Source organism: Pseudohaliea sp., assembly GCF_054552115.1.
In genome coordinates, this window is record NZ_JBTOLW010000046.1 from 1 (window position 1) to 16,282 (window position 16,282).

General features: G+C 71.6%; 12 protein-coding genes and 1 tRNA gene. 6 read left to right on the forward strand and 7 right to left on the reverse strand.

Annotated features, from left to right (window positions below):
* Positions 1 to 250 precede the first annotated feature (250 nt).
* A tRNA-Val gene (locus ACX93N_RS15705) sits at positions 251 to 327 on the reverse strand.
* A 51-nt stretch (positions 328 to 378) separates the two neighbouring features.
* Here ACX93N_RS15705 and ACX93N_RS15710 point away from each other — a divergent pair.
* Positions 379 to 1,257: a fructosamine kinase family protein gene (locus ACX93N_RS15710; RefSeq protein ID WP_459429386.1), complete on the forward strand. Its 879-nt coding sequence runs from the start codon at positions 379 to 381 to the stop codon at positions 1,255 to 1,257.
* On the opposite strand, the gene ACX93N_RS15715 is transcribed toward ACX93N_RS15710, so the two are convergent.
* From ACX93N_RS15715 to ACX93N_RS15730, 4 genes are all read right to left on the reverse strand, one after another.
* Entirely contained in the window at positions 1,237 to 2,898 is a 1,662-nt protein-coding gene (locus tag ACX93N_RS15715) for an amidohydrolase (RefSeq protein ID WP_459429387.1), read from the reverse strand. The genes ACX93N_RS15710 and ACX93N_RS15715 overlap by 21 nt on opposite strands.
* Positions 2,899 to 2,915: 17 nt before the next feature.
* Positions 2,916 to 4,613, reverse strand: a complete 1,698-nt coding sequence (locus ACX93N_RS15720; RefSeq protein ID WP_459429388.1) for a hypothetical protein — start codon at positions 4,611 to 4,613, stop codon at positions 2,916 to 2,918.
* Positions 4,606 to 5,544 (reverse strand): glycosyltransferase family 2 protein, encoded by a 939-nt coding sequence (locus tag ACX93N_RS15725; protein WP_459429389.1) that lies wholly within the window; start codon positions 5,542 to 5,544, stop codon positions 4,606 to 4,608. Before ACX93N_RS15725 ends, ACX93N_RS15720 begins: the two co-directional genes overlap by 8 nt.
* A gap of 78 nt (positions 5,545 to 5,622) precedes the next feature.
* On the reverse strand, positions 5,623 to 7,359 hold the full coding sequence (locus ACX93N_RS15730; protein ID WP_459429390.1) for a hypothetical protein: 1,737 nt from the start codon (positions 7,357 to 7,359) through the stop codon (positions 5,623 to 5,625).
* Positions 7,360 to 7,513: 154 nt separating this feature from the next.
* Between ACX93N_RS15730 and ACX93N_RS15735 the strand changes: the two genes are divergently transcribed.
* The 4 genes from ACX93N_RS15735 to ACX93N_RS15750 all read left to right on the forward strand — a co-directional run bounded on the left by ACX93N_RS15735 (position 7,514) and on the right by ACX93N_RS15750 (position 12,827).
* Positions 7,514 to 9,277, forward strand: a complete 1,764-nt coding sequence (locus ACX93N_RS15735) for an HAD-IB family hydrolase (protein WP_459429391.1) — start codon at positions 7,514 to 7,516, stop codon at positions 9,275 to 9,277.
* Between the two features lie 51 nt (positions 9,278 to 9,328).
* Positions 9,329 to 10,333 (forward strand): NAD(P)H-dependent glycerol-3-phosphate dehydrogenase, encoded by a 1,005-nt coding sequence (locus tag ACX93N_RS15740; RefSeq protein WP_459429392.1) that lies wholly within the window; start codon positions 9,329 to 9,331, stop codon positions 10,331 to 10,333.
* Between the two features lie 29 nt (positions 10,334 to 10,362).
* Positions 10,363 to 11,949: an alkaline phosphatase gene (locus tag ACX93N_RS15745; RefSeq protein WP_459429393.1), complete on the forward strand. Its 1,587-nt coding sequence runs from the start codon at positions 10,363 to 10,365 to the stop codon at positions 11,947 to 11,949.
* 65 nt (positions 11,950 to 12,014) lie between these two features.
* Positions 12,015 to 12,827, forward strand: coding sequence for a M48 family metallopeptidase (locus tag ACX93N_RS15750; protein WP_459429394.1), 813 nt, complete (start codon positions 12,015 to 12,017; stop codon positions 12,825 to 12,827).
* Here ACX93N_RS15750 and ACX93N_RS15755 read toward each other — a convergent pair.
* Together ACX93N_RS15755 and ACX93N_RS15760 are read right to left on the reverse strand one after the other, a co-directional pair.
* Positions 12,824 to 13,954, reverse strand: coding sequence for an alpha/beta hydrolase family protein (locus tag ACX93N_RS15755; RefSeq protein WP_459429395.1), 1,131 nt, complete (start codon positions 13,952 to 13,954; stop codon positions 12,824 to 12,826). The genes ACX93N_RS15750 and ACX93N_RS15755 overlap by 4 nt on opposite strands.
* Before the next feature lie 20 nt (positions 13,955 to 13,974).
* Positions 13,975 to 15,153: an acyl-CoA dehydrogenase gene (locus ACX93N_RS15760; RefSeq protein WP_459429396.1), complete on the reverse strand. Its 1,179-nt coding sequence runs from the start codon at positions 15,151 to 15,153 to the stop codon at positions 13,975 to 13,977.
* Between the two features lie 115 nt (positions 15,154 to 15,268).
* Between ACX93N_RS15760 and ACX93N_RS15765 the strand changes: the two genes are divergently transcribed.
* Positions 15,269 to 16,102: a LuxR C-terminal-related transcriptional regulator gene (locus ACX93N_RS15765; RefSeq protein WP_459429397.1), complete on the forward strand. Its 834-nt coding sequence runs from the start codon at positions 15,269 to 15,271 to the stop codon at positions 16,100 to 16,102.
* Positions 16,103 to 16,282: the final 180 nt, after the last annotated feature.

Below are 16,282 nucleotides of genomic sequence, written 5' to 3' on the forward strand. Positions count from 1 at the left end.
CAATTTGTCGAAGACAGTTCTCCTGCCCGGGATTCAACCACCTACAAAAAAGCCCCGCGGGTGCGGGGCTCTTTTGTAGGTGGTAGGACCAGCCAGATTAATCGAAAACGGCTTGCGCCGTTTTCGACCCTGCGGGCTTCGCGCCTGCGGCGCTCGTTCAAATTGCTGCGCAATTTGTCGAAGACAGTTCTCCTGCCCGGGATTCAACCACCTACAAAAAAGCCCCGCGGGTGCGGGGCTCTTTTGTAGGTGGTAGGACCAGCCAGATTCGAACTGGCGACCTCTACCATGTCAAGGTAGCGCTCTAACCAACTGAGCTATGGTCCTGTAAGCGAGGGACGCGATTATAGTGGGAACCGTGGCGAGGCTCAATAGATCGTGAACTGGACGGAACTGGAGGCGGCAATCGGCGGGGCGCTGGGTCGGGGGTTCTCTATAACGGACCGGACGCCCGTTGGTGGTGGCTGCATCAGCGAGGCCTGGCGCCTCGATTCCGGCGCCGGGCCCTGCTTCCTGAAGACCGGGCCGGCGGGCGCCGCGGACGCGTTTGCAGCCGAAGCCGATGGCCTGGCGGCCCTCGCCGCCGGCGGACTGCGGGTGCCGGGAGTGCTTGCCGGCGGCGAGACCGGCGACCGGGCCTGGCTGCTGCTCGAGTACCTGGAACTCCGCGGCCTCGACCGCGCCGCGGGAGCGCGCCTCGGCGAGGCGCTGGCGGCGCTGCACGGCGAGGCCGCAGGCAGCTTCGGCTGGCACCGGGACAACTACATCGGCAGCACGCCGCAGGCGAACGGCGAACTCGGGGACTGGGTCGCGCTCCTGCGCGAGCGGCGCCTGGGACCGCAGCTGGCCCTGGCCGCCGGTCGCGGCGCACCGGCGGGCCTGGTGGCGGCCGGCGAGCGCCTGCTCGAGGCGCTGCCCGCATTCTTTGCGGACTACGACCCGCACCCGGTCCTGCTCCACGGCGACCTGTGGGGCGGCAACGCGGCGGCGCTCGGTGACGGCACGCCGGTGCTCTTCGACCCGGCCATATACCGCGGCGACCGCGAGGCGGACCTCGCCATGACCGAGCTCTTCGGCGGCTTTCCGCCCGCCTTTTACGAGGCCTACGACGCCGCGCTGCCGCGGGACCCGGGCTACGCGACCCGGCGCGAGCTCTACAACCTCTATCACCTGCTCAACCACCACAACCTGTTCGGTGGCGGCTACGGCCGCCAGGCGCTGGCAAGTTGTAAGCGCTTACTCGCTGCCGTTCGCTGACCAGACCTCGCGGCCGTCCACCCAGGTGGCCAGCACGGCGTTGCGCCAGAGGTCCCCGGCGGGGACGGCGAAGGGGTCGTCGCGCACGAGGATGAAGTCCGCCGCGTAGCCCGGCAGCAGGCGGCCGAGGCGCTCTTCGGCGTGCATGGCCCAGGCGGCGGCCTCCGTGAACAACGACAGCGCGGTGGCCCGGTCCAGCTTTTCCTCCGGCCGCCAGCCGCCCGGGGGCTCGCCCTCGCGGTCCTGGCGGGTCACCGCGGCGTGCAGACCGAAGAAGGGGTTGGGGTCCTCCACCGGGAAGTCCGAGCCGAACGCCACCCGGGCGCCGCTCTCGAGCAGCGACTGCCAGGCATAGGCGCCGGCCAGCCGCGCCTCGCCCAGCCGGTCGCCGGCCATGTTCTTGTCACTGGTGGCGTGGGTGGGCTGCACGGAGGCGATCACCCCGAGCCCGGCGAAACGCCGGAGGTCCGCCGGGTCGAGAATCTGCGCGTGCTCCACCCGGTGGCGCTGCGCGGCACGGTCCGGGAGGCGGCTGAACGCATCCAGCACCAGCCGGTTCGCCCGGTCGCCGATGGCGTGCACGTTGACCTGGAAGCCCGCCGCGGCGGCCCGCTGCATCTGCGCCGCAAGCTCGGCCGGTTCCCGCAGAAGCAGGCCCCGGTTACCCGGCGCGTCGCTGTAGGGCGTAAGGAGCGCCGCGCCCCGCGAGCCGAGGGCGCCGTCGGCGTAGAGCTTGACGCTGCGTACCGTGAGCAGCCCCCGGCTGTCCTGCTCGGGCCCCGCGGCCAGCTGCGCCGCCAGCGCCGGGTCGCGCATCGAGAGCATGGCGTAGACGCGCACCGGCAGCTCCCCGCGGGCGAGGAGCCGGCGGTAGGCGGCCAGTTCCTGCGCGGTCACCCCGGCATCGTGAACCGCGGTCAGCCCGTTCGCGGCGAGGTCGGCGAGGCCGCGGGCGATGTGGCCCATGGTGGCCGCCAGGTCCTCCGCCGGGCGCGCGGCGCTTACCAGCGCCATGGCGTTGTCGATGAGCACGCCCGTGGGCTCGCCGGCGCCATCGCGGAGGATCTGGCCGCCCGGCGGGTCCTCGGTGTTCGCATCGATGCCGGCGAGCGCCAGCGCCCGGCTGTTCACCCACAGCGCGTGGCCATCCACCCGCTCGAGGGCCACCGGCCGGTCCGGGACCACGGCATCCAGCGCGGCACGCCGGGGAAAGGCGCGGCCCGGCCAGGTCACCTGGTTCCAGCCGCTGCCCTCGATCCACCCCGCGCCCGGGTCGGCTGCGGCGAAGGCGGCGACCCGGGCGGCGGCCTCGGCCTCGCTGCCGGCGCCGCCGAGGCGCACCGTGGCCAGGGCCTTGCCGTGCCCCGCCACGTGACCGTGGGCGTCGATGAGCCCCGGGAGCAGCGTGGCACCCGCCCCGTCGACGCGCCGGTCGGCGGGTGCCGCCGCGGCCTCCGCCGCCGTAGCGTGCAGGGCAAGCACCACGCCGTCGGCGAAGGACAGGCCGGCAAAGCGGCCCAGCTCACCGTCGTCGAGCGTGTAGCCGGTGACGTTCTCCACGACGGTCACGGGCCCCGGGGCGGCCCCGGCAAAGGGCGCGAGCAGCACGAGCAGAAACAGGGCGAGGGAACGACAGGCCATAACAGGTCTCCGTGGGTTCAGCGCAGGTAGCGGGTAGGGAAATAGCGGCGGCAGTCGGCGACCACCGCCGCAGCGTCAGCGGCGCGGCCCTGGCCCCGCAGCGCGGCGGCCAGCGTCGCACAGGCCGCCTGGTGCCAGGGTAGCGCGTCGCGGGCCCGCCGGGCGGCGGCCTCGGCGCCGGCCCAGTCGCGGCGCCGCAGCGCGTCGCGGGCCCGCGAAAGGTCCAGGGCGTAGCCGGGGCTGAGCGTCACGGTCTCCGGGAGGCTAGCGCCGCGGCGCGCCATCAGCGCGCCGCGGAAACCGGCGTACACCAGCTGCCAGCGGCCCGTGGCCGCGAGCTCCGCCAGGAGCCGGGGTCCGCCGGCGCTCTCCACCGGCCAGAGAAAGAAGTCGGCGCCGGAGTCCTCGACCACTGCAATCCACCCCGGCCGGGCACGCGCCACGCGCAGGTAGGCGAGGTAGGTGTCGTCGTCGTAGACGGTGTTGGCCCGGCCGTCGATGAAAACGCGCAACGCCCCGCCCGTGCGCCAGTGCAGGTAGCCGCCCCAGTTGTAGTAGGCAAACGTGTCGCCGGCGATGTCGTTGCCGGTGATGACGTCGACAAGGTCCTCCGGGTAGGCATACTCGGCCGTGAGGTAGTGGTAGGCGGGGCCCGCCGCAAGCGGCAGCGGCGCCAGCCGCAGCACAGCGACCGCCAGCGTGATGCCGGCCAGGACCGGTGACAGCCGGCGCAGCGGCCCCTGCCGCAGTACCTCGGCGAGCAGCGGCGCGAGGAGCAGCGCCAGGGCCAGGCCGAACAGCGGAATGAAGCGCCGGCTGGTAACCGCCATGGCCACGGTGAGCGCACACAGGGCGAGGGCGGCCCAGGGCAGACGCCTCTGGCCGCGCCACGCGAGCAGGCCGTGCACCACGGCGGCCGCCCCGGCCGCCCAGAGGCCGGGAACGAAGAGCGGGGCCCGGATCCCCCCGGGGAGGAACGGCGACAGCCACTCGCCGAGGGAGCGATAGGGGGAGCCGGTGAAGGCGTACTCGACGGGCTGCACGAAGACCACGATGCCGTCCGGGTTGACGAGCGTGGTCAGGGCGCAGGCGAGCACCGTCAGCGCCCAGGCCTTGAGGGGCCCGGGCGCGAGCGCGCGCCAGGGAAAGGTGAGAATCGCCAGGGCCATGAGCCCGAACACGAAGCCGCCATGGAGGTTGGCCCAGACCAGGAACAGCAGACACAGGGGCAGGCGCCGCGGTGTCCGATCCAGCACGAGGTAAAAAAGCAGCACCACGCCGGCGAGCGTGTACAGGTGCGGGCGCAGGTCGATGAACGGCGCGGCGAGCGCCAGCGCAGCGGTCGCGGCAAGGACAGCGGCGCCGCGGTCACCGGCGGTACGCTCGAGCACCCGGGCGAGGCCCAGGTAGGTCGCCACCACCAGCAGCCATTTCCAGTACACGAGCGCGGGCACGCCGAAGGCGCCGGCCCAGAGGTAGAAGCCGATATCCGCGAGCCACTCATGGTTGCGCCAGGGCTCGCCGGCGGCGCTGTAGGAAAACGGGTCGGCGAGCCAGACCGTGCCCTGCGCCAGCATCTCGCGCCCGGCCGCGAGGTGCCACCAGAGATCGGACCCCATCATCTCCGTGTAGCCGAAGGACAGGTAGAGCAGCGCCGCCGCAACGAGCCAGAGCACGCCCGTCACCGGCACCGGAAAGGACCGCGGCTCAGCCATCCGCGCCGGGCCGGTAGCCCTTCACCAGGTACGGCGGCCGCCGCTTGCTCTCCTCGTAGGTTCGGCCGAGGTACTCGCCGATAATGCCGAGGCAGATGAGCTGTACACCGCCGAGAAACAGGATGACGATGATCAGCGAGGGATAGCCGGGCACCGGGTTGCCGAAGAGCAGCGTGCGCAGGAGCAGGTAGAGCCCGTAAAGAAAGGCCAGCGTCGAGGTGGCGAGCCCGAGCCAGGTGGCGAGCTTCAGCGGGGCCGTGGAGAAAGAGGTAATGCCGTCGAGGGCGTGGTTCCACAGGCGCCAGTAGCTCCACTTGCTCTTGCCCGCCGCCCGGGCCTCGCGGTGATAGGTGATGCTCGCCTGGGGAAAGCCCACCCAGGCGTAGAGGCCCTTGAGGTAGCGGTGCGATTCGGGCATCGCCTTGAGTGCCTCCACCGCGCGGCGGGACAGCAGCCGGTAGTCGCCGGCATCGGCCGGGACCGGCACGGCGCTCAGCCGGCCCATGACCCGGTAGAACCAGCGCGCGCTGCCGACCTTGAGCCAGGATTCACCGCGCCGCGAGGCGCGCACGGTGTAGACGATGTCGAAGCCCTCGCGCCAGCGCCGGAGCAGGTCCGGGATGAGTTCCGGCGGGTCCTGCAGGTCCGCGTCGATCACGATGACTGCCGCGCCGCGGGCGTGGTCGAGGCCGGCGGAAACGGCCGCCTCCTTGCCGAAATTGCGCGACAGGGAGAGCAGCGACACGCGCGGGTCCTCCGCGGCGAGGGCCTCGAGCCAGGCGCCGCTGCCGTCGTCGCTGCCGTCGTCCACGAACAGGAGTTCTGCCCGCTCTTCGGCGTCGTTCAGCACCGCGTCGAGGCGCCGGTGCAACTCGGGGAGCACCGGCCGCTCGTTGAACACGGGAATCACGATGGTGACCGGTGCTGTCATCTGGTGTCCGCCCCTGCGCAAGCACCGAGTATGCGGCGGCCCGGCGCGGGCTGTCCAACGCCCGGCCCGGCATCCCGCTCATCGCCCCGGCTCACGGATCCGGAACACGGCGATATCACCGACGAAGAGCTGGAAGGTGCCGTAGACGGCCTTGTGCACGCGGAGCTCCGGCATGACGTTGCTTACCGGGAACAGGCGCACCAGCTCGAGACGGGGGTCTTCTCCCGCGAGGGCCCGGCGGTAGAAACGCGCCCGCGCGGGCGTCGTCTTGACCAGGCGTTCCAGGCGGTCCACCCGGGGGCCATTGAGCTCGTTGGCGAAGGCCGTGTCGTACCAGTTCTCCGACAGCACGAGGTACTGCGCCCAGCCCAGCCCCGGCGGCGCACCGGCCGCGTAGGCGGGGTGGAACAGCGCGTGGCGGGCAGGCCCCGGCGGCGGGTTCACGTAGAAAGACGCGAACACCCGCTCCGGCCCGGCCTCGGCGTACCAGCCGCGCAGGGCGATGCGCGGGTCGCGGTGGTAATCGGCGACCGTGTCGAGGCCGAGGAGCGCGCTCCAGCCCAGGCAGCCGGCGACCACCCAGGGACGCCAGCGCGCGGCCGCCTGCCAGAGGCCGCAGGCCGCGAGCAGCGCCGCCGCGGGCAGCAGCGGCAGGAAATGCCGGTAGTAGGTCACCGGCGCCAGGAACGCCAGGTACAGCGCGAAAGCGGCCAGCGGGTAGAGGAACACCCGCCAGGCCCGCGCCCGCGGCGCGTCGTCGCGCAGGCTGGCGAGCCCCGCGGGCAGACCCAGGCAGGCGGGCAGCCCGAGACCGACGACCAGGACGAGCAGCAGGTCCAGCGGGTTGCGCAGGAGCTTGTGCCAGCCGATGGCGCCATAGCCCGTGCCGAAGCGGCCCTCGAGACTCCCGGTGCTCCAGGCGGCGAAGGGGTCCCACTGGCTGAGCACGACCGCCAGCGGCGGCACCAGCACCCAGGGCAGGCGCAGCCAGGGGTGCAGGCGGCGCCAGGGCGGCAGCAGGTACCAGGGCAGGAGCCAGAGGTACCCGGCGGGCCGCGGCAGCCCGCTGTTGCTGGCCAGCGCGAACACCAGGCCCGCGCCGAGCACCGTCAGCGCCAGGCGGAGCGGCGTGAAGCCCTGCCGGCAGGCAGCGAGGACGCGCCCGGCCACCAGGCCCGCATAGGCCAGGGCGGCGAACAGCCAGTACTTGGTGGCCACGGCAGCGGCGAGAAAGAGCGGGCTCGCCACGAGCGCGGAGCGCCGGCCCCGGGCCCCGGCGACGAGCACGGCAAGAAACAGGTAGATGTAAAAGACCGACGCCGCGTCCACCGTGCCGGAGAAGGACTCGGCGCTGTGGAAGCCCGAGAGCGCGAGCAGCGCCCCGGCCAGCAGCCCGACCCCCGGGGTCTGCGGGCGCAGCTGCCAGCCGATGAGCACCAGCACCGGCACCGTCAGGGCGCCGAGCAGGGCCGACCAGCTGCGCGCCACGCGCAGGTGGGCCGCGCTGTGGCAGAACGCCTTCGCCCGGGCCGCGTCGCCGGCCGTGCCCGGCGCCGGCGCAACACCGGCCAGGGCGGCGAGGCCGAGGGTCTGCCAGCCGATGAAGGGGGGGTAGTCGAAGCCGCCGAGCGCGGCGCGGCAGGCGCCGCCCTCGTCGAAGTTCACCAGGGTGAAGCTGCCGGGCCCGTCCCAGCCCCAGCCCACCGTGACCGCACCGTGCAGCCGCGGCAGCAGCGCCAGCAGAAACACGGCGAGGAGGAGCAGGCGGTGCTGTGCTGTCGGGCGCGGGCAGCGGCCCGCGGCAGCGTCGGCCATGGGCAGTCGCATTCGCGGCGGAGGCAGCGCCAGTCTAGCAGAGGCGGGCCGCTGCCCGGCGCGGTCGCGTGCTAGACTGCGGAGCCGGCCGGCGTCCGCAGCGGCGCAGCCGGACCCGGGGGCCGGGCCCAGGACGACAGACAGGACAGGAACCATGGCGACGATCGACGAACTGCTCGAGCGCATCGAGGCCGCGCCGCGCGGCCCGCAAGTCTGCGCCCTTTTCGATTTCGACGGCACCATCATTTCCGGCTACTCGGCCACGGTGTTCCTGCGCGAGCAGATCAGGAGCGGCCAGCTCTCCGCGCGGGAGGTGCTGGAAGTCTTCACCGCCATGGCCCAGTTCGGCCTCGGCAACCTCGGCTTCTCGGCCCTCATGGCCGCGACCGGGCAGCTGCTTCGCGGCCTCGACGAGGCGTCCTATCGCGCCGTCGGTGAGGACCTCTACCGCAAGCAGATCGCGCGCCTGGTCTATCCGGAGGCCCGGCGCCTCATCGCCGCGCACCGGGCGCGGGGCCACACGGTCGCCATCATTTCCTCGGCCACGCCCTACCAGGTGGAGCCGGCAGCGGCGGACCTCGACATCGACGAGGTCATGTGCACGCGCCTGGAGGTCGAGGACGGCCACTTCACCGGCGCCGTGGAGCGCCCGACCTGCTTCGGCCAGGGCAAGGTCGACGCCGCCGAACACCTCGCAGCCCGCATCGGCGCCGATCTCGACCACGGCTTCTTCTACTCCGACAGCACCGACGACATCCAGCTCCTCGAGCGCGTCGGCCACCCGGTGGCGCTCAACCCGAGCTCGAAACTCCGCGCCCTCGCCCACGATCGCGACTGGCCAAGCGCCAACTTCGGCAGCCGCGGCCGGCCGACCATGGCGCAGTTTCTCCGCTCCATCGCCGCGACCGTGAGCCTCGTCCCGAGCTTTGCCGCCGGCCTGCCGATCTACGCGCTCACCGGCTCCCGCCGCGATGCCCTCAACTTCTCGCTGTCACTCTTTGCCGACGCGGCCAGCGCGCTCATTAACCTCGACCTCGCCGTGAAAGGCGAGGAGCACCTCTGGGCGAGGCGGCCGGCCGTCTTCGTCTTCAACCACCAGAGCAAGGCCGATGTGGTGATCATGGCCCGCCTCCTGCGCCAGGACATCGCCGGCGTCGGCAAGCAGGAAATCAGGCGCATGCCGGTGATCGGCAAGGTGCTGGAGCTGGGTGGCGTGGTCATGATCGACCGCAAGAACGCAGCGAGCGCCATCGAGGCCATGGCCCCGCTGGTGGACGCCATGCGCCGGGAGGGCAAGTCCGTGGTCCTCGCGCCCGAGGGCACGCGGACGATCTCACCCAGGCTCGGCCCCTTCAAGAAGGGCGCCTTCCACCTCGCCATGCAGGCCGGCGTCCCCATCGTCCCGATCGTGATCCACAACGCGGGCGACGTGGCACCCAAGGGCGACTTCGTGTTCCGCCCGGCCACGGTCGACGTGGAAGTGCTGCCGCCGGTGGATACCGCCGACTGGCAGGCGGAAACGATCGACGAGCACGTCCGCGAGGTGCGCAACCTGTTCCTGCGCACCCTCGGTCAGCCGGAGGAACCGGCACCGTCCCGGCCCCGGCGCAGGCGGGCGCCGCGGAAAAGCGCCCCGGAGCCGTCCGCGGCGACGCCGGGAAAAGCGGCACCGGCGTCGGCAGAAGCATCAGCGGTGAAGAAAGCCACCGCGAAGAGAGCTACCGCGAAGAAAGCGACCGCGAAGAAAGCGACCGTGAAGAAAGCGACCGTGAAGAAAGCCGCGGCCGGCAAAGCGGCGCCGAAGAAGACGGCCGCGAAAGCGGCAGCGGCGAAAAGCCCGACGCCGAAGAAGGCTCGCAAAGCCGGCACCGGGCGGCAGGCCGCGCGGCCCAAGCTGCGCAGCAGCGACACACCCTGACAATAACAGCCCCGGCCGCGCGGCCCGGGGCAGCAACCGGGGACAGCAGACATGAATGAACTGAACATCGGCGTGATCGGCGGCGGCTCCTGGGGCACCACCGTGGCCTCCCTCGTCGCCAGGAACGCCCCCGTGACACTCTGGGCGCGCAACCCCGACACGGTGAGCGAGATCAACGAGCGGCATACGAACGAGACCTACCTGCCCGGGGCGACACTCCCGGCCAGCCTCCGGGCCACCAATGACATCGCCGACGCGGTCTGTCACGCGGATGTCATCGTCATGGGGGTACCCTCACAGAACTTCCGCAGCGTGCTGGAAACGGTCCGGGACCATATCCGCGCCTGGGTGCCCGTGATCAGCCTGACCAAGGGCCTGGAGAAGGACAGCAACCTGCGCATGACGCAGATCATCAACGCCGTTCTGCCGGGGCACCCCGCGGGCGTGCTCACCGGGCCGAACCTCGCCCGGGAGATCATGGCCGGCCAGGCCGCGGCCAGCGTCATAGCCATGGACGACCCGGTGATCGTTCGCGCGCTGCAGAACATCTTCAAGAGCGGCCTGTTCCGCGTCTACACCAACGAGGACGTGATCGGCTGCGAACTGGGCGGCGTGCTCAAGAACATCATCGCCATCGCCGTGGGCATGGGTGACGGCCTCGGCGCCGGTGACAACACGCGGGCCGCGCTGATCACGCGCGGCCTCGCGGAGGTGACCCGCCTGGGCGTCGCCATGGGCGGCCAGGCACCGACCTTTGCCGGCCTCGCGGGCATGGGCGACATGATCGCCACCTGCACCAGCGCCCAGAGCCGCAACCGCCATGTCGGTATGGAACTGGCGAAGGGACGGACCATGGACGAGATCGTGAACGAGATGTTCATGGTCGCCGAGGGCGCCAAGAGCGCGCCGGCGGTCATGGCCCTGGCCGAAAGCCACGGCGTGGAAATGCCCATCGCCAGCGACGTGTACCGGGTGCTGGCCGGCGAGACCAACGCCCGCGGCGTCTACCGCGGGCTGCTGCGCGTCTCCGCCGGCGCCGAGAGTGAACCCGGCTGACCCGGTCAACAAGCAAGGAGCGAGTTCCCATGACACCCCGCATTCTCCTCAGCTGCACCGCCGCCGCGCTCCTCGCGGCCTGCGCCGGCGCCACGCCGGAAGGCGCCCCACCGCCGGCGACCGGCGCGGTACCCGCCCACCAGCAGGAAAATCCCTGGTTCCGCGACGGCGCCAGCGCGGTCGCCGCCCGCGGCGCCGGACACGGCGGTGCGAGGAACGTGGTGCTCTTCGTCGGCGACGGCATGGGCGTCTCCACCGTCACCGCCGCCCGCATCCTGGCCGGGCAGCAGGCGGGCGCAAGCGGCGAGGAACACCTGCTCAGCTTCGAGCGCTTTCCCTTCACCGGCCTGGCCAAGACCTACAACGTCGATGCACAGACGCCCGACTCCGCGGGCACCATGAGCGCCATGATGACCGGCGTGAAAACCGATATGGGGGTCTTCGGCGTCGACGAGGACGTGGTGCGGGGCCATTGCGACAGCGCCCGGGGCAACAGCGTGATCTCGGCGCTCGAGCTCGCCGAGCTCGCCGGCAAGGCCACGGGGGTCGTATCCACGGCGCGGCTGACGCACGCAACACCCGCCGCCACCTATGCCCATAGCGCGGACCGCGACTGGGAAGATGACAGCGAGCTGCCGGCGGACGCCGCTGCAGCGGGCTGCCGGGACATCGCCAGCCAGTTCCTCGCCTTCCGCGAACAACTCGCCGAGCGCTACCCGGGGGCCGTGGTGGACGGTATCGAGGTCGCGCTCGGCGGCGGCCGCCGGCACTTCCTGCCGGCCGGGAACTCGGCACACGGCAGCGGCCGCCGCGGCGACGGCGACCTCATCGCCCGCTGGCTCGCAGAAAACCCCGGCGGCCACTACGTGGCGGACCGGGACAGCCTGCTGGGCGCCCCCGGGGACGGCCCTCTCCTCGGCCTGTTCACCGCCTCGCACATGAGCTACGAGGCGGACCGCCCCGCCACGGAGCCGTCGCTGACCGACATGACCATCGCGGCTCTCGAGCGCCTCGCCGGCGACCCGGAGGGCTTCTTCCTCATGGTCGAGGCCGGGCGCATCGACCACGCGCATCACGCGGGCAACGCGGCCAACGCCCTTGGCGACACCATCGAACTTTCCCGCGCCGTGGCGGCCACCCTGCAGCGCGTCGACCCGGCCGAGACGCTGGTGATCGTCACCGCGGACCACAGCCACACGATGACCATGGGCGGCTACCCGCGGCGGGGCAACCCGATCCTCGGCAAGGTCGTCTTCCCCGGCCAGGACACGCCGGCGCTCGCGGAGGACGGCCTGCCCTACACGACCCTGGGCTACCGCAACGGCCGCGGTTTCCGCGATTTCGGCGACGAAACCGATGCCGACGCCACCTACGCGGCACCGCCGCATGCCGGCAGGGTTGACCTCACGGACGTCGACACGGAAGCGCCCGGTTTCCACCAGGAGGCGCTCGTGCCCACGGCATCCGAGACGCACGGCGGCGAGGATGTCGCCGTCTACGCCATCGGGCCCGGCGCGGCGGCCGTGTCCGGGGTGCAGGAGCAGAGCAATATCTTCCACGTGATGAACGCCGCGGCGGCGCTGCAGGCGGCCGCCGACGCCGCCCTCGCGCGCTGATGGCGGCTGAACCTCTGGCTGCCTCTGGTAGTCTAAGAGGACATTACAGCGCTCGGAGCCACACCATGAAGCGACTGCTCGGCGCCCTCCTGCTGGGCGCCCTCCTCGCCGCTTGCGCCACCAGCCCCACCGGGCGCAGCCAGCTCATGCTGATCTCCCCGGAGGCGGCCATCGTCGAATCGCGCAAGGCCTACCTGACGACGGTCAGGCAGCTCGACGAGGAAGACAAGCTGGTCGACGATCCGCGCCTCGCGGACCGTGTTGCCACGATCACCGGGAGGCTGGTCACGGAGGCCATCGACCGCTACCCGCGCAGCGCCGACTGGGAGTGGAGCGTCGCCATCATCGACGACCCGGAGACGGTGAACGCCTGGTGCATGGCCGGCGGCCGCATGGCCGTCTATACGGGCCTGTTCGAGAAGCTCGGGCTCACGGATGACGAGTTCGCGCAGATCATGGGGCACGAGATCTCCCACGCCCTCGCCAACCACACGGCGGAGCGCATGTCCCGGGCCATGGCGATCAACCTCGGCGTGATCGCCGCCGGGGTCTCCTCCGACCACCCGGGCGTCACCATGACCGGCGCGGCGCTGGCTGCCAGGTTCGCCCTGGAACTGCCCAACAGCCGCACCGCGGAGGCCGAGGCGGACCGCCTTGGCATCGAGCTGGCGACCCGCGCCGGCTACGCGCCGGACGCCGCGGTGAGCCTGTGGCAGAAGATGGGCAGCCTCGGCGGTTCGCGGCCGCCGGAGTTCATGAGCACGCACCCGGCGCCGGAGAACCGCCAGCGCGCGCTGGCCGAGCTGGGTGCCGAGATGCAGAGCCTGAACCCCGAGGGCCGCATGGCGGCCGTGCACCCGGTGGAGATCGTCCGCTAGGGCCGTATCGCGTAACTCAGCTCCGGCAGCTCCGCCGGCAGCGTCTCGCCGAGGAAACGGTCGGCGGCGGCCCGGGTTGCCGGCAGTACCGCCAGGCTGCGCTCGAAGAAGGCGCGCGCTACGAGCCTGGTCAGCGCCTGCTGGCGGAGAACGTTCATGGCCGGCGGCAGCGGGTCCACGGCGCACAGGTCCACCGCGGCGGACAGGTCGATACCCTGCGCTTCCGTGCCCAGCAGTTGCCCCCAGTCCTCCTCCTCGCCGTTCTCGATGTTGCGCTTGACCGCCCAGCAGCCGAGCGCGTCGGGGTTGTTCATCCATCGCAGCCAGCGGGTACCCCCGGCAAAGCCGGTGTGCGAGCCCCGGGCGAGGGTGACCAGCTCCCCCCCGGGGACCTTCGCCGGTATGGGCCGCGCGTTCGCCTCCCAGGGCACGAGAACGTCGGCCCGGGCCGCCAGCATGAGGAACGCCGTCTCGTCACCGGCAAAGAAACGCGACGTGAAGAAACTGCTGGGGCCGGCAATGGACAGCACCGCGTCGATACGCGGGTCGCCGAAGGTGGGGTGAAAGCCCGCGAGCGTGGCGGTGAGCCCGCCAAGGGACACGCCCAGGGCCCCGATGCGCCCGCCATCGATGGCCGCGGCGAGCACGTCGCCGGCGTCGGCACTGCGGGCCAGGAGCCGGTCGATGAGAAAGCTCATATCCCCGGGCTGGTTGACCACATCCGCGACCCGCGGGCCCCCGGGGGCACCCCAGTGGGTAAGCGGGTGGTTCACCGCCGCGACCACGAAACCGTGGCTGGCGAGGTGCTCGGCGAGGTAGGCGCCATTGCGATGGTCGGAAGTGAAGCCGTGGCTGTACACCAGCAGCGGGTAGGGCCCCCCTTCCGCCGGGTACCAGAGATGGCCCTTCAGCTGCCGCACCGGGGAGCCGGGAAAATCGCCGTTGGCGTCCGTGGGCCGGGAGCGGTCCGCGAGCTCCAGGGGCAGCCGGGCAATGGGGAGAGGGCCATCCGCGAGGCGCCGGGCGCTGTCGCTGGCCGGCGGCAGGGGTTCGGGGTTGTTGAGCGCGAGAAGCCCGCCGACGGCCAGGGCCGGCAGGAACAGGATGGCAAGCAGCAGTCTTTTCACCGGACTCTCCTCGTCGGGTTCTAGAACGCCGGGATACCGGTCTGTGCCCGGCCCAGGATGAGCGCATGGATATCGTGGGTGCCCTCGTAGGTATTGACCACTTCGAGGTTCACCAGGTGGCGCATGACCGGGTACTCGTCGGAGATGCCGTTGGCGCCGAGCATGTCCCGGGCGTCGCGGGCGATGGCCAGGGCCTTGCCGCAGGAGTTGCGCTTGAGCAGCGAGATGAGCTCCGGGGCGATGCCCTCGCCGTCCAGCAGCTGCCCGGCGCACAGGCAGCCCTGCAGGCCCAGGGCGATCTCGGCCTGCATGTCGGCAAGCTTGCGCTGGATGAGCTGCGTGCCGGCCAGCGGCCGGCCGAACTGCTCCCGCGCCAGCGTGTAGTCCCGGGCCGCGTGCCAGCAGGCCTCCGCAGCGCCGAGGGCGCCCCAGGCGATGCCGTAACGGGCATTGTTGAGGCAGCCGAAGGGCCCCTTGATGCCCTGCACGCCCGGCAGCAGCTGCGCCTCGGGGACGAAGACGTCCTCCATGACGATTTCCCCCGTGACCGAGGCCCTGAGGGCGAGCTTGCCGTCGATCTTCGGCGCGCTGAGCCCCGGCATGTCGCGGTCGAGGATGAAGCCGCGGATGACCCCATCGTCGGTCTTCGCCCAGACGACGAACACGTCGGCGATGGGGCTGTTGCTGATCCAGAGCTTGCTGCCGGCGAGGCGGTACCCGCCCGGGACGCTGTGCGCCCGGGTGCGCATGCCGCCCGGATCAGAGCCGTGGTCCGGTTCCGTCAGGCCGAAGCAGCCGATGAGCTGGCCCGCCGCCAGCCCCGGCAGGTAGCGCTTGCGCTGTGCCTCATCGCCGTAGGCGTGGATCGGGTACATGACCAGCGACGACTGCACGCTGAGCATGGACCGGTAGCCCGAATCCACGCGCTCGATCTCGCGGGCGATCAGTCCGTAGGAAACATAGTCCACCCCGGGGCAACCGTAGCCCGAAAGGGTCGCGCCCAGGAGCCCGCGCTCGCCGAGCTCGCGGAAGATCGCCGGGTCCGTTTCCTCGCGGCGGAAGGCCTCGCGCACCCTCGGGCGCAGCTTGTCGTCCGCGTAGCGCGCGGCGGCATCGCGCACCATGCGCTGCTCGTCGCTGAGCTGGCGCTCGAGATGAAAGGGGTCGCGCCAGTCGAAGGCTTGCCAGGAGGTGGCCATGGGCTGTCCCGTGCCGAGCTGGAAGGAGCCCCATTATAAGTGATCCACCGTCCCCGCTGCGCGCCGATCCCGGGCGCGCTATGATCGGCAACAACGCCCCGGGAAGCCACCGGCCATGACACAGACGGACATCCTCGCGGCCTTCAGCGATGGCCTTGCCGACACCCTGCCCACCGTGGGCGAGAGCGGCTTTCCCGGCGCGCTCGTCGCCCTCCTCCGGCGCCTCGTGCCCATCGACGACGCCACGGTGCTGCTCTACCCGGCCCAGGGGCTGCCCCTCATCGAGTACAGCGAGGTGCCCGAGACCACCGGCGCCTCCACCCTGGACCGCTACGTACAGGGCATGTTCCTCCTGGACCCCTACTACACGGCGGGCCTGGACGGACACTTCGGCCTGTTCCGCCTGTCCGAGCTCGCGCCCCCGGGGTTCCGCGACAGCGAGTACTACCGCAGCTGGTACCGCTACTGTGGCTACCGGGACGAGTGCGGCTATCTCGTGGCCCTCGCCGACGGCGGGTTCGTCAACATCGCCCTCGGCCGCACCGGCGCCCGCGGCCGTTTCAGCAAGACCCACCGCGACCACCTGGCCGCGATCTACGGCACCGTCGCCGCCCTCGCCCGCTCCCACTGGGCCGGCAACGCGAGCCGCGCCGCCGGCGAGGAGCTGCGCGAGCGCCTCAACCTCGCCCTCGCGGAGTTCGGCTCGAGCCTGCTCACGGAGCGCGAGGCGCAGGTGATCAACCGCGTCCTCCACGGCCACAGTACCAAGACCATTGCCGACCGCCTCGGCATCTCCGTGGAAACGGTCAAGCTGCACCGCAAGCACGCCTACGCCAAGCTCGAGGTCAACTCCCAGGCCGAACTCTTCTATCTCTTTCTAGACTCGCTGATCAGTGCCCGCGACTACGCCGGCGGCGACACGCTGGTGGCCTACCTGCGCAAGCCCTGAAACCGTCCGGCCTTGGCTGGATTCGCGGGATGCCGGGATTGCCGGCCTCAAGGCCGGCTTCCGACAGCGGAATCGGGCACCCAACGGTAGGCCGTGCGGCGGGAGAGGCTGCCCGGGACCGTGCGAGGCAGGACGCCGAGCCCGAGCCGCCATGGATGGCGAATCGGCGTGTCCCGGGCA